We start from the raw sequence: 20,618 nt of genomic DNA, 5'->3' as shown, positions 1-20,618 counted from the left end.
TGCATAAAATTGGTTGCGACATCAAATATTTTTCAAATTTTTAAAGGATTTCTTAAATCATGAAGCCCATGGATTTAAACAGTGGTAATTCTAGTCGTCATGTGAGGAACATACTTTCCACCATGATCAGTTTGATATGCTTGGGAGTAAGCACGAGTACTTATGCTGAAAAAAGCCGGCAACAGAGCAATGTACAAAACCCGGAAACGATTGTTGTACATGGCGAAAAACTGGGGGGAACGTTGGCGGAGAACACCAGTTCGGTCACTGTTTTCACCGAAGATGCAGATAACGGTGAAAACCAAAACTACTATGATTTGCTGGATCGCGTTCCTAACGTACTGAATGCACCGTCAGGGATGCCGCACATTCGGGGTGTTGATGGCCGGGGTGGTGCCGGAGACGGATTCCTGTCATACATGACGGGGGCGACTCCGCGCGTCAACACCACCGTTGATGGTGTGTCTGAGTCATGGACGGGAGAAGCTTTCGGTAAAGCAGGCTTATGGGACACGGAACAAGTCGAAGTTTATAAAGGCCCTCAATCCACCAACCAAGGACGCAACAGTATCGGTGGCGCGGTGGTGATCAAAACCAAAGATCCAACGTTTTATACGGAAAGCAAAGTGCGTGCGGGTTACGAAAACGAAGATGACAAATACCATTTAGCCGGTGTTGTTTCAGCACCGATCGTTGCAGATAAACTCGCATTCCGCCTTGCGGCTGAAGGCACTAAAGGCAACACGCCGATTGACTATTCGTTACCGAATAATGACCAGTATCCTTGGGACCCTTCTGAAATTGAATCTCATAATATCCGGGGTAAATTACTGTTTAAACCGTATGGCTCAGACAAACTCACGGCCAAACTGACGGTTGCCAGTCGTCGTGAAAAAGGTCAGTACACCAACCTGGTTTCTGAAGAAGGTAAGTATGAATACACCGATTCAAACGGTACACGTCGTCAGGAAACAAACAGCTGGAACGTGAATCTTGATGTGGCTTACCTGATTAATGACGAACTGAAAGCGGATGTACTGCTTGCAAGACGTGACTACTCAACCAAATTTACAGCTTATCCGAAGACAGATTGGTGGGGGGATATCGACGAGGAAAACTATACCGCCGAAGCGAAGCTGTCTTATAACTCTCAGGACGAAAAATACAGCGCGATTGTCGGTCTCAGCAGTTATTCCAAAGATCAGGATACGCAGACCGACTCACTCAAGCGTGCCGATAAAACTCACACGTATGCGATTTACTTTGATTCTAAAATCAAACTGACCCCGAAATGGGGACTGCTCCTTGGCGCACGCTACGAGCGGGATGACCTCAAGCGCGATTTTGATCATGAAAAGTACCCGATTGACTTTAAAGCAGATGATGATAACAACATTTTGCTGCCTAAAATCGGTGTCACTTATGAAGTGTCTGACAACTCAACCCTCGGACTGACGGCGCGCAAAGGCTACAACGCCGGCGGGATTGGTTATAACGAGTACAAGCAAGAGCTCTTCCGGTTTCAACAAGAAGAAGTGTGGACTTACGAGCTGAGCTCACGTTCAACCTTCCTCGATAAAAAACTGGGGGTCAACGCCAACCTCTTCTATAACAACTATGATAACTACCATACGGTTGTTTATGGTGACAGCGGCAGCAGACTGGACAACTACGTTGCCAATATCCCGAAAGGCAAAACCTATGGCACTGAAGTTGAAACCACCTACTGGTTCGACTCCGGCTTAGATGTTTTTGCGTTTGTGGGTTTATTGAAAACAGAAGTAACGCAAGGGCCGGGCGGTACTACAGAAAACCTCAGTGGCAAAGAGTTTAGCTATGCGCCGGACCTCTCCGCCGGATTAGGGTTTACACAACACTTAAATTCAGGCTTGTTCTTCGGTGCCCGGGTTAACTATGTTTCCGACTATTATACGGACTTAGCCAATACCGAAAGCAATTCGGCCGGTGACTACACTGTGCTGAATTTGAATGCCGGTTACGCTGCAGATAACTTCACGATTCGCGCTTATGTGAAAAACGTGACCGACGAAGACTATGTTTTACGCCATAAGAACGATCTTTATGAAATCGGTGCCCCACGGACATTTGGTATCATAGCTGACTACCAGTTCTAAGCGGCCGTAAAAGTAAACCTAGCGGTATCGCTAGGTTTACAACTTATGTAGTCAACCAAACCCCTTGGTAAACTATGGTACCCAACAACATTTCTCTCCCAGTTATGCGTTACAAAGATAATCGCTGTTTATCTAAACGGGTTAATACATCTTTATAAGTCACTTCTGTTTTCGATAATAGTTCCAATAACTTCGTCCGGTTGATCACTTCAACGTGACAAGCTTTAGCAACATCCATGACTTTCTTTCCGAGCGTCGATGAATTGGTCATGAACACTAAGCGCTCAAACGTGGTTTTCAGTGCATTTTCATAAATCGGCTTTGCAGAGGTGATTTCCTGAACAGCTTTATACCCTTCGTAGCGTCGCAGGGTAAATTTGGACTGAATCAGGATACTTGTGCCCTGTTTCCCGACAATAATGCCATCAGCACCGTGATCGCTACCCTGCTTGGTTAAATAGCAGCTCTCGGACGACGTCTGCTTCGCAAAAATTTCAACACAGAGTGCCTCAAATTGTTGCCAGCTCAGGCGATCGACATTGTCTGCCGTAATTCGTGTTGATATAGAATCACCAAACACACCATTACCCATTCCGGCTGGTTGGGGGATCACATCCTCTGGTGTAATGACCGCATCTTTCAACTGCATTTTCTTAGTCAACAAACGGTGTAGATTCACATCAAACGATTCGTATTCGGGGTGATGCAGCAACGGCACATAAATATGAACATCTTCTTTCTGCCCTATGCGATAGACCCGATCCGTCGCCTGAGCTTCCTTAGCCGGGTTCCAGTGACGTTCAAGATGAATCACATGATTGGCACCGACCACAGTCAAACCAACCCCGGCGGCCACTGGTGACATCACGATAATATTAAAGCCGTCTCTGGCCTCAAAGGCTTCAATCATGGTTTTTCGGGTCGGACTCAGTTTATTTTTTGCCACAGCTTTAGCGTCACCATTAATTACAGAAAGCGGCCCTAAGCCAAATAACTGTCCTAACGAGACACTAAGGAAACTCTGCAGACGTTTGTTGACGGTGAAAATAATCACTTTTTGCTGCTTCGCTTTGATTTGTTCCAGAGTGGTAAGCAGCGACATCAGTTTGCCAGACTCCTGATACATCGCTCGGGTCTCTTTGAATGATTTACCGACATCTAACCGCCCGCCATCGGCTAATCTCGGATGCAGAGAACTGTCACGCAAACGCGCTAATGTTGTCAGGGCATGGCTGTCTTCATTTTGTAGCTGGTTGAGAATACTGCCCTCATACACATCACATTGATAGCCCTGCATGACGGAATGCAATGAATCGAGATAATTCCAGCCATCGAAATGCCCGCCTACATGCAGATGCTTCTCAGGTAATCCTTCTAAATTATCTTCTTTGACACGGCGTAACATCAACGCGCCGACTTTTTCTCTGAGGGCGCGGCCCAGCTGATTTCGGATCGCTTCCACTTCATCCCCCGCAGCCTTTAAAATGGGTGAAATATAGGTAGCACGAAATTCTTGATAACTGCCCAGATACCCCGGACAGGCGGTATCCATTAAACACCAAAAATCTGCGAGACTGTTTTCTACAGGCGTCCCAGTCGCCACCAGCTTAAAATCAGCTTTTAAACCTTTGGCCGCACGAGCTTGCAGTGAATTCGGATTTTTAATGTTTTGCGCTTCGTCAAATACCACCATTCCCCAGTCAATCAAACACAGCGAAAATTGGTAATCCCGCAACGTCTGATAGGTGGTAATCACCAAACGTTTAGGAAGATCGAGACGCTCATTGATGAGAAAGTCCTTACCGACTTTTAAGGAATATCTGAGCTCAAGCTCGTCGTCATTGCCAGATGCCCCTCTTATTTCTGCACCACCTAAACGAAACGTGGGTAAATCAACATCCGATTGGAGAATCACTACATCGTTGAATGGCGAAGTATGAAAGGTTTTATCCACTTCATCTTTCCAGTTTTCCAGCAGGCTTAAGGGTGCCACGATAAGCACCGGTTTTTGTGTGGCATCCATCGATTCACAACGCTGGTAACTATGCTCGATGGCAGACAGTGCCATAAATGTTTTCCCCAGCCCCATATCATCTGCCAATATGGCACCGCTAATGGTATCTTCTGACTGAGCTTTGTCTTCGAGCCCTAAGATCCAGCGAACCCCAATCTTCTGATGAAGGAAAGGCGTGCGTTTATGGTTGCTCCAGTCTAACTCGTGTTTATCCAACACATGATCTAAATTTTTAGCTACAACGGTTGATTCTTGGCTTAAAACGTCATCGTTAAGATCAATGTCAACAACATAAATACCGTCCTGTTCTGAAACTTGACCTTCGGTCCCAGTAACGTCAACCTCATCATCAATTTCATCAGCTATAGTTTCATGCCCAATATCTAGGTTATGTTTGATTTCATTGAGAACAGTATGAGTAACATCCTTATCGGCTATCTCATACGTATTACCCATAAAATCGATAACCGTAGCACCAGTTTGAATCGCATCATCAATTTTCTGACTGAGTTGTTCCAATGTTTCAGCATCAGATACAGTATCTTTTATTTTTGAAAACGGATAGATAACCTCAGCATTAGCTGCTTGAGCAAACCAATCAATACCGGATTGATCCGTTTCACCAAAATACGCATGCTTAAATACTGTCACACCGTGGACACGCAGAGAAAAACCCAAGTCCAAATCAACCAGACTAGCATCAATAAATGCAGTTGGTGTTTTTAAAAACTGTTTTACCTGATGTTTGGGAATCACCCGATTTGAGATGATCTGTTTAACGGCATCCAGTTTTTCTTCGTTGAATAAGACGATTTCTTCCCCAACCCGTAGCGCGGTTGTCGAATCATGAATCAGTTGTCCGAGCACCCGTTGCATCTTGTCGTGAGATGCCTTTTGCCCGAGGTTCGGAGTAAGGATTAAATTCCCGGCAGCATCCACTTCCGCTTCCACTGCAATTTTATCTGGGGTGAGAATCCTCAATTTATCAAAATGTTGCAGATTAATCCGACATCCCTGTTCCTGCGCTTGCTGCAATGCATGGATCAATAACAGATTGTCGTATTCTGATTTCGCGGAAGAGTGATGAGAGGCCAACGCCTGAAATGCGATCAGTTGTTGAGGGCTAAGCAAATATTTGGATTGCTCACTAAACTGGATATAAGGCTCAGAAATCCGATAATTTCTAGTCATCTGTCCACGTGGATTGGAGACCGAAAACGAAACTGAAAAGTCCGGATGACTCGAACGACCGATCACATCCACATCAATGGCACCCTGCCATACCTCGGCGAGTTTTAACAACTCACGTTCTTCAGCACTTAACCTGACCGCCGTATGACTAGGCATCATAAAACCATCAGGGAAAGCACTGACCAGCCCCTGCTCTTCCAGCATTTTCAAACAAACGTATTGCGCGGTAATGTATTCGCTGGCATTACCGATGGTAATAGCATTAAGCACTTTTTTATCGGCAGAAAAATCGAGTCCATCATCACAAATCACATCAAAACATTCTGATTTATCTATAGATGAGAAAAAACGGCTGATTAACGAACCTATTGCCATTCTCTTACTCCAAATAATTGTTTAAATTCTTTGTAATCGCTATCGCTCAGAACATCTTTTGCTTTTACACTGATCCCTAACTCCTTGAGTGTAGTTAGTGCCTTCCGTTGCCACGAAAAGTTTGATGTATTATGAGTTATTGGAGGCTTAACCGCACCAGGAATACCGCTCATTCGTGTGTAAATGTCGGTTGTTAATTGAGAAAACGTCGGACTTTTAATTAAATAATTAAATACGCATATTGAAGGTTCGAGATGCTTGTAAAATCTCAACGAACAATCATGGCTTCCTTCAATCATATAACCATAATCGAACTCCACAAAAATTACAGATTTATCACCATCTTTTACCATTGAAAAATCAGGTAGATGCTTTTCATCGCGATATTTTTTTATATATCTCGTAGCGGCTCTACTCATATATAAACGAGTACCCTTGATTAAACCAGCATCGAATAAACCTTCAAGGAATTGCTTCCTTTGTGGATACATCCTAATTAGTTTTGAATTACCAGAGGTGTGAGAGAAATCTTCTAGTGATTCTAAAAACAGCTTTAAGTCATATCTGGATAGCCATCCCCGAACAGTTTTGATTAATGTGTCATTAATATGAGTCCACCATTTGATATATCGAGGATGATCTTTCGGTATTCTTGGATCTCCAGCTATCGCCATAATAACATTTAGCCAAGAATCGTTAATCGCTGTACCTTGTGCTCTGGAAATCAATATTTCGAGAATTTTGAGCCCAAGCAAACTACGATCATAGCTAGATTCATAGACATTAGGCTTTTGAACTTCATGTAGGAGTTCATGATCTTGATTCAATGTAATTGTTTTCAAGCGCTCAACATAATAAATACTTTGCGCCAAAGTAATAAATTTCCCTCTTGAATAACGATCTAATTTCAATGCATGAACCAATTGGTCAAAATCGATATTTTGTTGTATGGCTTGATTAGCTAACCACTGGGGACCATTGGCGGATAAAATTTCGTTCCCGTGCTTTAATACTATTCCTCGATGCTTCATTGACTTCAGCAACCATGCACCTGTCGCGACTGTATCTCCCAATTCATCAAATTTTTTTAAAAAATGCTGGTAGAATGACTCAATAAGTAAACTGGTAGGTTTGATAACAATTTGTGTAATCGTATCTAATAATTTTTGAGTAACCTTAATTTGGTTATCGGTATCTGATTCAAGAGAAAGAGCGAATGCACGAACATGCGTTTTTGAACGAAGAGTCTCCTCCAACGGGCGTTTAAAACGTATCGCTTCTTGAACTTCATCTAGCGCTCGATTAAACCGCTGATTATTCGTTCCTGCTTTATTAGCCCAAATATTAAGCTCATTACTTAAATTTTTTAGATTTGAAATTTCCTTTTCAAAAAGTTTCTCTGGCTCAGGCAATGTAAACTCTAAACGTTTCAGGTTAATCATCATTGTGCAACTATCCTCTCCAAATCAGCAATAGTTGGACGCTTTACTGTAAAACGGATATCAATACGCCTGTTCTGACTTTTTTCAGAATCATCGACTTCTGTGGTGTTTATCCTACGTGTTGCTGCGTAACCACTAACCGAGAATAATTTTTGTCCATAAACATTATCTAAAACACCAAACTTTGGTTCGATTTCAATATCTTTCTGCCAAATGTTCCAAACGGAGATCGCTCTATCCACAGATAACCCCCAGTTACCTTTACCTCGATAATAGATATTGTCACTATCTGTATGACCTTCAACAAAGACCGTATCGAGATATTTTAATCGACCTTCTTTCATTATTGCTTGATGAAGTACCAATCCAACTTCTCGAACAGCATCCTGCATTTCATTGTTTCTGGGGAGTTCATCTTCACCAGATACAAATGACAATGTCTTATCTGGGATACGTATAACTGTATCGTTTTCCGCTATTTCAACAAATACATTGCGGCGGGCAAGCTCTTCTTTTATATCAAAAACGATATTACGGCGTACTTGCTCTGCTTTTTTCAATTCATCTATTCCCGCATCAACTTGATTCGTCTTTTGAGTGAGTTCGATAATCAAAGCAACTGATGCGAGGATAAAAATCACCAATAATCCAGACATCAAATCTGAAAAAGATACCCAATAAGGGTTTTCTTCATCAATATAACGCTTGTTATGTGTAGTCAGGCCTCTTTTCATAGCATTTAACTCATCTTACCTTGAATTTCGTCGACAACACTGGCAAGTGCATTGACAGTACTGTTCATTTGAGTCGAATACTGACTGGTAGAATTTGCCCAAATATTAAGGTGATTTAACGTTTGTGCATTGGCTTGCGTTGCATAATCTTCTAATAAAGTAGTCATCTGACTAGTTAATTCAGCAACATGGTTACGGACACTTTCACTTAAATCAGTTAGGCTGATTTTTTGCTCTTGTAAAAACTCTTTCTGGGATTGTTTTAGCGAATTAAATGTGGACTCTGCATTTTGTATTGTTCTTTCGAGGGTTTGGGCTATTGCATCAAACATAGCAGAGTCCTCAAGTAATTTGCTTCGAAGCTGTTCGATTCTGTCGCTAGAAAGCTGGTTTTGTTGTGCCAGATCTTTTGTGCTATCAACAGCCTGCTGAACAGCACCTGAAAGATTATTACCAGCTTCTCTAATATGAGATCCAAACACCTGCATGTTATCAGAAGCACTTCTTAGCTCTTTAGCTGATTGTTGCATACTTTCCGTAGCTCGTGCTGAAGCTGAAACTGATGAATCAAGGCTAGCTTGTAATTGCTTTCCTTGAGAAAGGATATTTTCAGCGGCTTTCATATTCGCTTCACTGACATCTGAAACACGCGACAACAACGTTTCTGTTCCCTGCTTCATCGCATCTGTTTGTTGAACAAAAACTTCATTCCGGTCACGTTCCATCTGTTGCGTCTTTAGATCCCTCTCATTAAAACTGGTGGTCAGAGAACCTATTTGTTCATTGACAAAATTACTGAGAACCTGACTTTGACTAGAAATATTATTAACGAGATCTTTAATTGTTGTTTCTATAGATGTAGCTAGTTTTTCTTCACGTTGTGCTGCGGCCTTTTCTCTATCATCAAAGTTCTGACCAAGTGTTGTAACCTGTCTATCCACAAACTCTGCAAGAGTGCGCTTTTGTTCTGTTCCTTGTTCAACGAGCTCTGATACTTGAACTGAAATTGAACTAATGAGATCTTTTTCTCGTTCAGAAGATGCGTCTTGCTGCGTCTGTAATCGATTTAAAAATGTCTCCATTGATGTACTCATCTTATCTAAAGAAGCATTAACACCATGAGAAGCATTATCCATAGCAAGACGCTGTTGCTCACCTTGTTGACCAAAACCATCCATAAATGCCTGTAATGTAGCTTCGAGCGCTTTTTGGTTACCGTCTGAAGTTTCATTGACAAGCTTATTAATAGCTGGTGCCATGATTTTTTCGAGACTAGATTCCAAACCGTTCTGGATACCTTGTGTCGCCTGTATAAGAGAATCTTGAAGTCGGTCACCAATTTGTTCTGCTAAGCCATTAAGACTTTTATGTGATTCATGGCTGTCATGAGCTATACGTTCAAGTTGAGACTCTGTACTCAACCTAGGAAATAGATTATCGATAATTTGCTGTAAATTACTTAAACGTCGACGAATTTTGTGTTCAAGTAATTTTTCTACAAAATTAAAAATAACGCTTAACGTTACACCCCATACAGACGTCACAAACGCAATTTTCGCACCGCTAATAACACCTGCGACTCCGTTTTTCATCTCATCGATGCCAACATTACCACCAATATTGAGATCAGCCAGTCCCAATTGTAATCCCATGAAGGTACCAATTACCCCAACGGCAGTAAGAAAACCAGGAACAGCTGTTAGCATTCGACTTTCAGTGCTTCCTGCAGCAAGAGTACTGGAATTAAAGAAGTAGGCAGCATCATAAGTGTTATAAAGCCTTGTTATTCCATCTTGTCCTATGACCTCGATTAACGTTTCATCGAATTCATTCCATAAGTGCCGAATCTGAGTATATTTAGGGGGAGATAGCTCATCAATCAAATCTTGACGAACATCGAATACATTATTGTTTTCGGTCTTTTTTAATAGTTTCTTCAATGAATTAATGCGGCCTCTCGCCCGAAGATAAGCTCGTATTGAAATAAATCCAAAAACAACAGATAAAAAAATCAATAAAACGATAAAAACAGAGCTTAGCCCTTCAGATGTCGTCGGAGGAAACGTAAGATTGGAGAACGGGAAAAAACTAGTAAAATTTAAACTTTCATTCATAGCATACACCAAAACTTATTATTATCTTTAAATGACAGATCTATTCTTTTTATAATTCTCTGCAAGCCCTAGCACACTCTTATATCCATTGTAATTTACCTCAGTAGAAAACAAGTGTGATTGCCATTTTTGTTCTTGCATAGTTTGTATCGGTTCAGGTAATTCATGAGGTGAGAGAGAGCAAGCATGTACGTAACATGTGGCTTACGAAATACCCCCTTAATCAATTAAACGAATTATAGTGAATAAAACACCATAAGTCATAACTTCATTCACTCAGCCGTTCGTTTGACTTTTGTTCGCTCAACAGGTTGAGCATGTAATTGCCATCGGTGCTGTTAGCATTGTGATTGGAATCCCACAAATTTTAGGGAAGCATAGAATCTTCGTTTACGCCAGTTACCCTCTATGTTCTTTGTTTTTAAATAGTGACTTTTGGATTCCATCAGGGTTTAAACATCTTTCACAAATTGAAAGGGATTTTATAACTGACTCAGCTTAAAGCTTTACTGCCCCCAGCCTAGCCAGAGGGTTTTCTCTGCACAAAAAAGCCAGACGAGTTCCCTCGTCTGGCTTTACATATGAGTCAATCGCTGACTGCAACTACTTAAGCGTTAACACCACCACTGATTTGGCAGGAAGGACAAAATTATCCGCCCAGTCTTGGAAAGGCTGTGGCTCTAAAGCATGTTGGTCATCGAACGTATTTTTAGCGGTGATAGCTTGTGCAGTTAAAATACGCCCCGCTAAGATGGTGTTAATTTCTCCGTTTAGATTCAAATCGATATCTGCATCGTTCTCCGGATCTAAATTCACCAGCGCCATGTATATACGGCCGTCAGTTCCCTTCGCTAACGTCGCACTAACTGCCGGTAGATCTTTACCATCCATTGAATACTCTGTGGTGTCCAACGTAAACGGAATAGCCGTTGCGTCCTGAAATACCTTGTACATATCGAAAATATGGTAAGTCGGAGTTTTGACCATTTTTGCACCGTCAGTCAGGATCATGGCTTGGAGTACATTGACCATTTGCGCGATATTCGTCATGTGAACCCGTTTTGCGTATTCGTGGAACAGGTTGAGGTTGACGGCTGCAACTACAGCGTCACGCAAGGTATTCTGTTGGTATAAAAATCCGGGTTCACGCCCCTCTTCCGTGTCATACCATGTGCCCCATTCATCAACATAAAACCCTAACTGACCACTCGGATCATTGCGATCCAGAATATCGACATTATTTTGCAGGTAGTTTTTCATGCGATAGGTGCGCTCCAGCGTTTTAAACCACATGGTGTTGTCAAATTCTGTGGCGCTACCTTTGCTATCCCAATCGTCGTTGGGAAGTGTGTAGAAGTGGAAACTGATTCCCCCCATCTCGTTGTGGATCCGGGAACTCAGGACATCTGTCCATTGGGTATCTTCCGTGGTACCGCCACTCCCCACAAACAAGATTTCTTTACCCGGAGGCGTTTTAATCACTGACATGTATTGTTTATAAAGGTCAACATAGTGATCCGGCCCCATGTTACCGCCACAACCCCACGCCTCGTTACCAACACCGAAATATTTAATTTCCCATGGTTCTCTTCTGCCATTGGCACGGCGTTCATTGGCAAGCGCAGAATTCTTGTCAGACGTCATGTATTCAATCCAGTCCGCCATTTCCTGTGCGCTACCGGTAGCCAGGTTGCCGTTAATGTATGTATCGGCACCAATCAGATCTGCCAAATCAAAAAACTCGTGGGTGCCGACCGCATTGGTTTCTTCAACCCCACCCCAGTTTGAATTGATTGTAATCGGGCGATCCGCTTGAGGACCAATACCATCGCGCCAATGATATTGATCAGCAAAACAACCACCGGGCCAGCGAAGCAGCGGCACTTTGATGTCTCTTAAAGCTTGCACGACATCGTTACGAAACCCTTTGGTATTCTGAATCTCAGAATCGTGTCCGACCCATAAGCCGCCATAAATACCGTGTCCTAAATGCTCAGCAAATTGACCATAGATATCTTTGTTGATGACAGCGCCACGGTCTTGTAAATTTGCGTGAATTGTCACTTGATGGTTGGTCGCGAATGCATGATTCGCAAACAACGAAGCAGAGAGTATAGAAAAAGTAAGTACCTTCAGTTTCATTTATATTTTCCTTTATAAGTTGTATAACACCCAGAATAACGCGTGCTAAAGCACCATTGGCGTTATCGTAAATAGGCTCGATTGCAACCGAACAACTTAAGCGGACGCCACTTGGTTTATGACCTTACGAAAGTAAAAACCAATGTGATCAATAAAATAATACAAGCCTTTAACGTCGATAATAACTTGGCCATTCATCTCGGTATTACCAGCCACTTCTTCTAAGATGCCCTCCTACGACCAAAGACGACAAATGCTTTTACTCATGGCATAACCGATTTTTTCTGGAACGCCTCTGGGGCAATGATCATGTATCCGGGCTGCCGATACGGCAGTAAAAACAACACGAATGATGGTTTTTTTTGTAAATATCCGTCCATAGAGAACAAGCGCCAAAGTCGAGCTTCAACACTTATCCAATGCCAGTAAATCATTCATTATTATTATAATATGGTGAGAATCACGTTACTGTGGTGTCGTTCGAATAACGATGGCCTTTAATTGGTAATAAACAAAATAACGATTAGGGTGCGGAGATTTAAATCCCAAATAACAATTCTGCATCACCGAATTTAATATTGATGAAGTGTTTTTATGTTGAAGTTTAACTTGAGTTGATAGTCCGTTCTATTCCAAAGATAAGTGAATCATCCAAGGTGGCCAAGCTCAAATTCATGCCGTTTATAGATGACAATAATATCAAATACGCAGTCTGACTCATTTATCAAAACAGTATATACGCATCTATTATGTGTCAGATTGATTCGCTGCCGCTCAATCAATCCTGAAAAAACCGCCCTTGGGCTTTTGTTATGCTTCACGCCATTCAAATCAATCCTGAACCAAGAGAACCACTCAGTCATCATACTATCCCAATAATTTTGTTCATTATATCCATACTGTTTTTTAAATTTACTCAACGCCCTTCAGACCTTCTCACATATTTTTTCCCGTTTATCAGAAGATCAGTCTTATGACTGAATAACAAGAGAGGTCCTATGACTCAGCTAACTCAACTACCTTTTACAATGATGCGTGGCGGCACTTCACGCGGTCCTTACTTCCTTGCTTCAGATTTACCTGAAGACCGGGAAGCACTCGCTGAAATTCTGGAAAAAGTAATGGGCTCAGGCCATGAGCTGCAAATTGAAGGCATTGGTGGCGGAAACAGTCTGACCAGTAAAGTAGCTATTGTCGGACGATCTTCCGACCCAAGTGCCGATGTCGATTATCTGTTTGCACAGGTCGGTATCACAGAAAAAAAAGTGGATTTTTCCCCCAACTGTGGAAATATCCTTTCCGGTGTCGGCCCTTTTGCACTGGAAAAAGGTTTAGTCAAAGCAAATGGTGACAAAACAACGATTCGCATCCGCAATTTAAATACCAACAAAATTATCCATGCAACAATTGAAACACCAAACGGTCAAGTGAACTATAACGGTGATACTTACATTAGCGGAGTCAACAGCCCGGGTGCGCCTATCGAGTTGAGTTTTCTTGATGTGGCAGGTGCAAAAACAGGGAAATTATTCCCGACAGGCAATGTGCAGGACAAAGTCGCTGATTACAATATGACCTGCATTGACGCAGCCATTCCAGTCATGATTGTTGATGCAGCCCAATTTGGGAAAACAGGTCACGAGAAACCGGCAGAACTGGATGCCGATACTGAATTCACCCAAAAACTGGAAGCTTTACGACGTCAGGCCGGTGAAATGATGGGACTGGGCGACGTATCTGACAAAGTCATTCCCAAACCAATTCTGGTTTCAAAACCAGCAACGGATAGAGGCACCATTAACGCGCGTTACTATGTGCCGAGAACATGCCATAAAGCGATTGCAGTGACCGGGAGTATCGCATTAACCATGTCACTGTGCCATCCAGGAACAGTCAGCTACGACTTACTTCAGCAAAACGCTGAGCTCGTTGACTGTTGTATTGAGCACCCATCTGGCTTCATTGATCTGAAAGTCGCCCGAAAAAATGGCAAAGTGTCGTCCGTTTCGCTGGTCAGAACCGCTAAAAAAATTCTTGATGGTATCCTATCGCTCTGATGATATCTTCAATCAAAAAGAGGCCGCTACCGACTTCGCGAAACATCGAACCTAGATGGTGACGAATTGATGCCCAAACATCTTTTATGCTTTCTGTTTATTTGTTTTATTTGCATACTGAGGTGTTCGGGTTTCTCGAAATGGGTTTTATGACTGAATTAAGTCTCGTCACAAAGCCACCCAGCGAGAGGCGGTTCAACATCACTAGATCTTAATTTTAAAAAATACTATTATTTTGCCCTCGCTCATTTCCTTTATTTTGTATCTATTTTATTGTGATTTTTATCATTTATAATGAAAAAGTTACCCGGTAGTTTCATCAATTTTAGTCAAGGCTAAATTACTCTATGAACAAAATTGATTTATTAATCGTTGAGGATATTAAAGAAATTTCGGGCCTATTATCTGACCATATTTCTCAAATATATCCATTCAGAGTTGTAGGCATAGCCAAATCACTTGCTGATGCCAGAATGATGCTCAACCACTTTTCAGTGAAACTGATCATACTGGACAACTACTTACCAGGCGGAACCGGTATTGAATTTTTCCGAAAGCTTCGTTCTCAGGGTAGCAACATTGATGTCATCTTTATTACTGCAGCAAATGATATTGAAACGGCGACAAACGCCATTCGCCTAGGTGCTTTTGACTACATCATCAAACCATTTTCTCTGGATCAGATTTCTGAAACTCTGGGACGCTACTCTCAGTTCCATAAAGAAATCAGTCTGAATGAAAGCGGCCAGATTGACCAAAGTTTCATCAAGAAAATGTACAATAAACACCATAACTTAGAAGAAGCCGTAAGACATCCCAAAGGCATCGATGAAATAACCTTGCAGCAAATTCTGGTTGTATTTTCAAAAGACCAGATATACACCTCTGAGCAGGTCAGTGTCGAAGCCTCAGTCAGCCGGACAACTGCCAGAAGGTATCTTGAATACGCGGTCAGCAGCGGATATTTAAAAGCGACCATACAACACGGAAAAGTGGGCCGACCTCAACGATTCTTCAGCAAAGCCGTCACCTGATTGACACATTTTTCTTTTCGTCAGTCAGATAAAAAGCTGCCCGGGATTTATCATCTAAAACGAGATATCAACCGAGCAGCTTTTTTGATTTATCTGAACCGATAAATATGACTCAGACGAAAAACCTATAGCCCGAGCATATTCCACCACCATAGACCTAATGTCATGTTAATCGCATAGTTAGTGAAAGTAATCACGGCCCCGACTGTCCACCAGTTTTTCAGCGGTACATAGTTTTCACTAAAGATAATTGGTCCGGCAGCACTACTATAGTGAGTAATACCACTCCCATAAACAGTCGAACATGCCAGTGCGATGGCTAACAGGCCAGGAGAAACCCCCATCAGCAGCCCCAGCGTAAAGAACACGGGAACCATCGATACAACGTATGCAGAACCGGAAACAATGAAATAACGAACCAACACACTACACAATACAATCAGCATAAGGGCCAGTGTAGAGTTAGTATCGGTACTGGCCAGATTATTCAGCAATGAGCCAAGCCAGGAGAAGAAGCCTTCTGCTTTCAGAGAAGCAGACAACCCGATGATACCACCAAACCAGACAAGCACAGTCCATGCGCCTTTAGCCTGTAAGACTTCATCCCAGGACATAACACCACAGATGATTATTAGCATAAATGCTGCTATCGCAACAACCGCTGCACTCAGATGGAATACAGAGCCCATAACCCAGCCAGCTAAAGCCAGTATGAAAATAACACTCAGCACTTTTTCTCTTTTACTAAAAGCACCAAGCTCTTTCAGACCTTCTTTGGCAATGCGCTTATTATCGATTTTTTTCTCTTCCGGTGGATAAATCAAGTAGATAATCAGCGGAGTAAGAAGAAGCATGACCATGCCAGGAACAACGGCACTAAGGAACCAGCTTGTCCATGTCAGATCAACGCCAAGAATGTCTTTAATAAACGGCAAAATCAGAAGGTTTGGTGCAGCCGCAGTTAAGAAAACATAAGCTGTTGATTTGGTATTTAAAAACGAGTTCATCATCAAATAAGAACCAATTTTCCTGGCACCTGAATCCGGATAGGAGTTCAGAGAAGCTGAAATACTTTTCGCCACAGAGAAGACAATACCACCGGCTCTTGCCGTAATCGATGGTGTACATGGTGCTATAATTAAGTCCAGCATTGCCAGAACATATCCTAGTCTCAGACTGGTTCTTCCGAACCTATCAATCAGAATATATCCAATCCGTTTTCCCAGACCGGTGACCAGAATCGCGTTACTCATAATTAACGCAGAAAATACGATCCAGGTTGTCGTAGATGAATATCCACTTAACACCAGCTTCGTATTCCCACCGGTAAGACCGATAACCGAAATAACAGATAATAAAATAACAGGGGCAGGAAAAGGTTTAAATATTAATCCGAGGATTGTCGTGACAAATAATCCACATAAATGCCATCCCTGAACAGATAAACCTTCCGGGGCTGGTGATGTATAAAACAGAAGTGGAACAATAACAACCAATAATATGGGTAACAATTTCTTGTTAATCAAGGGTTCTCGTTCGAGACTTTCGCTCATCAGTGTCGAAGTCATAGTTTTTTCGCTCTCAACATTAAAATAACTAACTGAGCTAATACTAAGTTTCAATAAGAACCACATCTGTGACGGTAAACTTTGAACAGTCAAATGAAAATTAACAATATGAGTTTAATGATTTTAATTCAATTTAATAACTAATCAGTAAATTAATGAATTTCGACATGTGTAGATTGTTTTGATATAGAACAATTTTTTAACGGAATAAACACCATAAATAAAGCACCGCCAAAATCTGATTCTTCAATCACAATTCGCCCTCCGCCCTGCTCAACCAGAGTTTTAACAAGGTGCAAACCAATACCGTGATTATCACCATCTTTCGAAGTGACACCACGCTCAAAAATTTTGTCCGCGTCTTCTTCGGCAACCCCTCTGCCACTATCTGCAACTTCAATAATAAACTCATCACTTTGATAGACATACAAACTGACAACCCGTTGCTCTGCGTTACTGTTAACTATCTCCTCAAAAGCATTACTAATTAAATTGCCAATAATACAAGTTATGTCCTGTATATCAATTGGTAACAGCTTACCGTCAATACGACTCATCGGATCGATTTCAAGCGTAATATTCAGCTCTTTCGCCCGGACTTTTTTACTCAGGAACATTGCCGCAAGATCAGGAACTGGTAACATTTTTGAGATTTCACGGACATCATTCTGGCGTGTCGAAAATTCCGTATCAATGTATTGCAATACACTGTCATAACGTTTCATCTCAAGTAAGCCATAAATCACAGACATCTGGTTGTTAAACTCATGAATGATCGCTCTGAGATTGTCTTTATCCTTCGCAAACTGGTTCATTTTGTTTTCCAGTTCATTTTGCATCGTATTAATACGAAAACTCACAACTAAACCGAGCTCATTACCCAATTTATCGTATATGGGTTTACGGGTTGCAATCAGAGAATGGCCATTACAAAGAATGGTTTCGTCTTTCAGCTCTTCAAGACTGTCACTGCTAAAAAAGTCCGTATTAAAGATATAATCAGAAATGGGTTTCCCTCGGATATCCTCATCAAGAATATCCAGATATGCCATTGCAGCATCATTAATCAAAACGATATTATCTTCTTTGTTGACAGCGACAATCCCCTCATAAACGGAATCAAGAATATACTGACGATAAACAAAGCCTTTTTCTATCTGCTCTGGTGTCATTAAGTTTAACCGGTAACGTAAGCTTCGGATTAATAAATAACTCACCCCTAGATTAATGAACCAGACAGCAATAAACAAAATCGCAATTTCATTCAGATCTTTTTTTTGTTTTTCAATGAATTTAGGGTAAGAGATACCGGTAGAAACAATTCCGATAAACTGACCATGATAAAAAATCGGTACCCGGGCTTTTACCAATACCCGGCCATACAACCCCTGACTTACATCTGAAATTTCCCTTCCCTGCGCAATCTCACCAATTTTATTAGAATGAATTTTCTGACCAATTCCATAGCCTTTACTATGAAATAACCGGATACCATGAGTGTTTGAGATAGATATGTACTCAATTTCAGCCCCCCATTGATACTTTTGAGCAATCGCGGTCAGCTGTCTGATGTTTTTTTTGAATACCTGTTCAGACAATAACGGATCATGAGCAATTACTCTTGCCTGAGATAACCCGTAGTTTTTCAATTCGTGAAGATTTTCAGAGAAATTTCGGTTATAGAGATTAAGGGCAACCAGAACTAAACCGACAAAGCAAACAATATTAATGGTCACTACCAGTTTAAAGTAATAAGACCTTTTTCTAAGGTAGGTAATATTTTTTACCACCATTCCCCCCTCGGCTGAACGCTTTTCCAAATCGTGATGATACCCTATTATACTTATCTGTTTAATGTGAAAAATTAAAAATAGTTTTAATGAACTAAATTGTTAGTGTCATTCATCGTAAAAATCTGGTGATAAAAATATAAAAGGAAGGGCGATGGGAATCAGACACCCAAAACGAATAATGTCGGTCACTCATCCGTTTTGAGTGACCGACATTCAATTCTGTCTGACTATCCAGAAGAGGATACGCTTAGACCAAACTAGCTTCTGACTGCTACCAGCCTATCATTACGCAGGATCTGAGCTCTTAAATAAGTTGCAATACAAATACCGATACATAAAAGAGCGATAACAAACGTTGCCATACCTGCCCATCCCAAATATGTATAAACATATCCGTTACAGTAACCAAGAATAGAGCCTCCCAGGTAGTAACAGAACAGATACAGAGACGTTGCCTGACCTCTGTTATGAGTCGCATTTTTGTTCACCCAACGCAGACATACAGAATGGCAGCCAAAGAAACAACCAGTAAAGATCACAACACCGATAAGTAACGTTGGCAGTGTGTGTGTCAGTGACAACAGCATACCTACGATCATCACTGAGAATAATCCGGTTAATACTTTAGTTGCACCAAATTTATTTGCAAGACGCGCAGCCTGAGGAGCAGTGATCAGACTTAAGATAAAACATATTGAAATTAAACCGGCCTGTGCATGTGTCAGGTTAAACGGTTTATGAGAAACATAGAAAGTCAGGTAGTTATACAGTGATGCAAATGAACCAAAAATAATAAATCCCAGACCGTAAACAGGTGCAATAATTTTATTTTTGAAGTGTTCACTCATACCGTTAATCATCCAACTCATATTCAATTTAAGTGTCGGTTTAAAGTTTTTGGATTCAGGTAAAATAACCAACACCAAAACAGAAACACACAATAGTAATACCGAAAATCCGTAAAAAATATTATGTAACGTTGTATGTTCAATCATCTGACTGGCAAAGACACGACCTGACATGCCGCCCATTGAGTTACCAAACACAAAATACCCGGTGACTATACCAGCGACTGTCGGAGCCACTTCTTCACTGATGTATGCAGTTGCCGCTGCTGCGATGCCGCTGAGAGTCAGCCCCAAAAGTCCCATTACCGCGACCAGGATATTCCAGGAAGTAATAAACGAGCAAAAACAAGTCAGTATCGCCCCGGAAAACAGAGAAGTCACAATTAATCTTTTCCGGCCGAATCGGTCAGAGAGACTTCCTGTAAACAGAAGACCTATTGCTAATAAAACCATTTCAACCGACAAGATAATACTCACATGGTCGACAGAAATATGATATTCATCCGCAAGGAAAGGAAGTAGAGGCTGAATAAAATAAATTGATGCTAATTCAGAGAGACCTGAAAGGACCAAAGCAAAAGTAATAGCAACATAAGATTTATTTATCTGTTTTTCGCCTAATGTATTGGAAGTTTTCATAATATTCTCATGGTGATTATTTCAGTTGGATGTCTTTAAGACATTCTTATACAGTCATGTTTAGTTATATATCCGACTCGCCGTGCTTTTCTAAAACACCCCTTCCATTGAATGATAGGCGTTAATATTTCCTGTAATGAGCCCCGTAACGAAAGGTAACGAAACCGAAATTTCTTCTACCATAAAGCCAAGAGACTCTTTCCTTACCGTGAATAATCTGACTTCAGACTTGTAACTCAATAATAAAAAACTCATCACGTAACTCTTCATTCCATAAAAGCATTCCCTAAATGTTAAATTCCAAGGTAGATTTCATCTGTGACATGTTGCAATATGTAACAAAATGTAAATAAACAATATGGTTTTAATGGCTACAATTTGACTTGGTGTTTATTAAAATAGAGCTAAATAGCTGTTCCTAAATGTAGATCACTGGCAGATAAAAATTGAAGGGAACTCGGTAGCGTTTGTGCGATCTGATCTGTCGCCAAACACACAAAACTCACAAAACATTACCGAGTGCCATGATTTT

Annotated in this window: 11 protein-coding genes; 3 read left to right on the top strand and 8 right to left on the bottom strand. The window is 41.3% G+C overall.

Features of this window, described 5'->3' with window-relative positions; genetic code table 11:
- The first annotated feature begins 59 nt into the window (after window positions 1-59).
- On the top strand, window positions 60-2,135 hold the full coding sequence (locus VRK_RS06145) for a TonB-dependent receptor (RefSeq protein WP_059120560.1): 2,076 nt from the start codon (window positions 60-62) through the stop codon (window positions 2,133-2,135).
- A gap of 109 nt (window positions 2,136-2,244) precedes the next feature.
- On the opposite strand, the gene VRK_RS06140 is transcribed toward VRK_RS06145, so the two are convergent.
- The 5 genes from VRK_RS06140 to VRK_RS06120 all read right to left on the bottom strand — a co-directional run bounded on the left by VRK_RS06140 (window position 2,245) and on the right by VRK_RS06120 (window position 12,147).
- Complete coding sequence (locus VRK_RS06140; protein WP_059120559.1) at window positions 2,245-5,715, bottom strand: SNF2-related protein; 3,471 nt, start codon at window positions 5,713-5,715, stop codon at window positions 2,245-2,247.
- Window positions 5,706-7,160 carry an EH signature domain-containing protein gene (locus VRK_RS06135; protein WP_059120558.1) on the bottom strand — a complete coding sequence of 485 codons (1,455 nt, stop codon included), beginning with the start codon at window positions 7,158-7,160 and terminating at the stop codon, window positions 5,706-5,708. Before VRK_RS06135 ends, VRK_RS06140 begins: the two co-directional genes overlap by 10 nt.
- Window positions 7,157-7,891, bottom strand: a complete 735-nt coding sequence (locus VRK_RS06130; RefSeq protein WP_059120557.1) for an OmpA/MotB family protein — start codon at window positions 7,889-7,891, stop codon at window positions 7,157-7,159. Before VRK_RS06130 ends, VRK_RS06135 begins: the two co-directional genes overlap by 4 nt.
- 5 nt (window positions 7,892-7,896) lie before the next feature.
- Entirely contained in the window at window positions 7,897-10,005 is a 2,109-nt protein-coding gene (gene zorA, locus VRK_RS06125) for an anti-phage ZorAB system protein ZorA (RefSeq protein ID WP_059120556.1), read from the bottom strand.
- A 603-nt stretch (window positions 10,006-10,608) separates the two neighbouring features.
- Window positions 10,609-12,147: an alpha-N-arabinofuranosidase gene (locus VRK_RS06120; RefSeq protein WP_059120555.1), complete on the bottom strand. Its 1,539-nt coding sequence runs from the start codon at window positions 12,145-12,147 to the stop codon at window positions 10,609-10,611.
- 998 nt (window positions 12,148-13,145) lie between these two features.
- On the opposite strand from VRK_RS06120, the gene VRK_RS06110 reads away from it, so the two are divergent.
- Both VRK_RS06110 and VRK_RS06105 read left to right on the top strand, forming a co-directional pair.
- A complete protein-coding gene (locus VRK_RS06110) occupies window positions 13,146-14,204 on the top strand; it encodes a 4-oxalomesaconate tautomerase (RefSeq protein ID WP_059120553.1) in 1,059 nt (352 codons plus the stop codon).
- Between the two features lie 347 nt (window positions 14,205-14,551).
- The gene (locus VRK_RS06105; RefSeq protein ID WP_059120552.1) at window positions 14,552-15,238 is read left to right on the top strand and encodes a response regulator; all 687 of its coding nucleotides are present in this window, start codon (window positions 14,552-14,554) and stop codon (window positions 15,236-15,238) included.
- Between the two features lie 125 nt (window positions 15,239-15,363).
- On the opposite strand, the gene VRK_RS06100 is transcribed toward VRK_RS06105, so the two are convergent.
- From VRK_RS06100 to VRK_RS06090, 3 genes are all read right to left on the bottom strand, one after another.
- Window positions 15,364-16,806 (bottom strand): DASS family sodium-coupled anion symporter, encoded by a 1,443-nt coding sequence (locus VRK_RS06100; protein ID WP_059120551.1) that lies wholly within the window; start codon window positions 16,804-16,806, stop codon window positions 15,364-15,366.
- A gap of 152 nt (window positions 16,807-16,958) precedes the next feature.
- Entirely contained in the window at window positions 16,959-18,626 is a 1,668-nt protein-coding gene (locus VRK_RS06095; RefSeq protein ID WP_157371861.1) for a sensor histidine kinase, read from the bottom strand.
- Between the two features lie 230 nt (window positions 18,627-18,856).
- On the bottom strand, window positions 18,857-20,086 hold the full coding sequence (locus VRK_RS06090; RefSeq protein ID WP_059120549.1) for an MFS transporter: 1,230 nt from the start codon (window positions 20,084-20,086) through the stop codon (window positions 18,857-18,859).
- Between the last annotated feature and the right edge of the window lie 532 nt (window positions 20,087-20,618).

The organism is Vibrio sp. MEBiC08052, from assembly GCF_001506075.1.
Lineage (GTDB): Bacteria > Pseudomonadota > Gammaproteobacteria > Enterobacterales > Vibrionaceae > Vibrio.
This window is presented reverse-complemented; position numbering and strand designations above follow the sequence as displayed.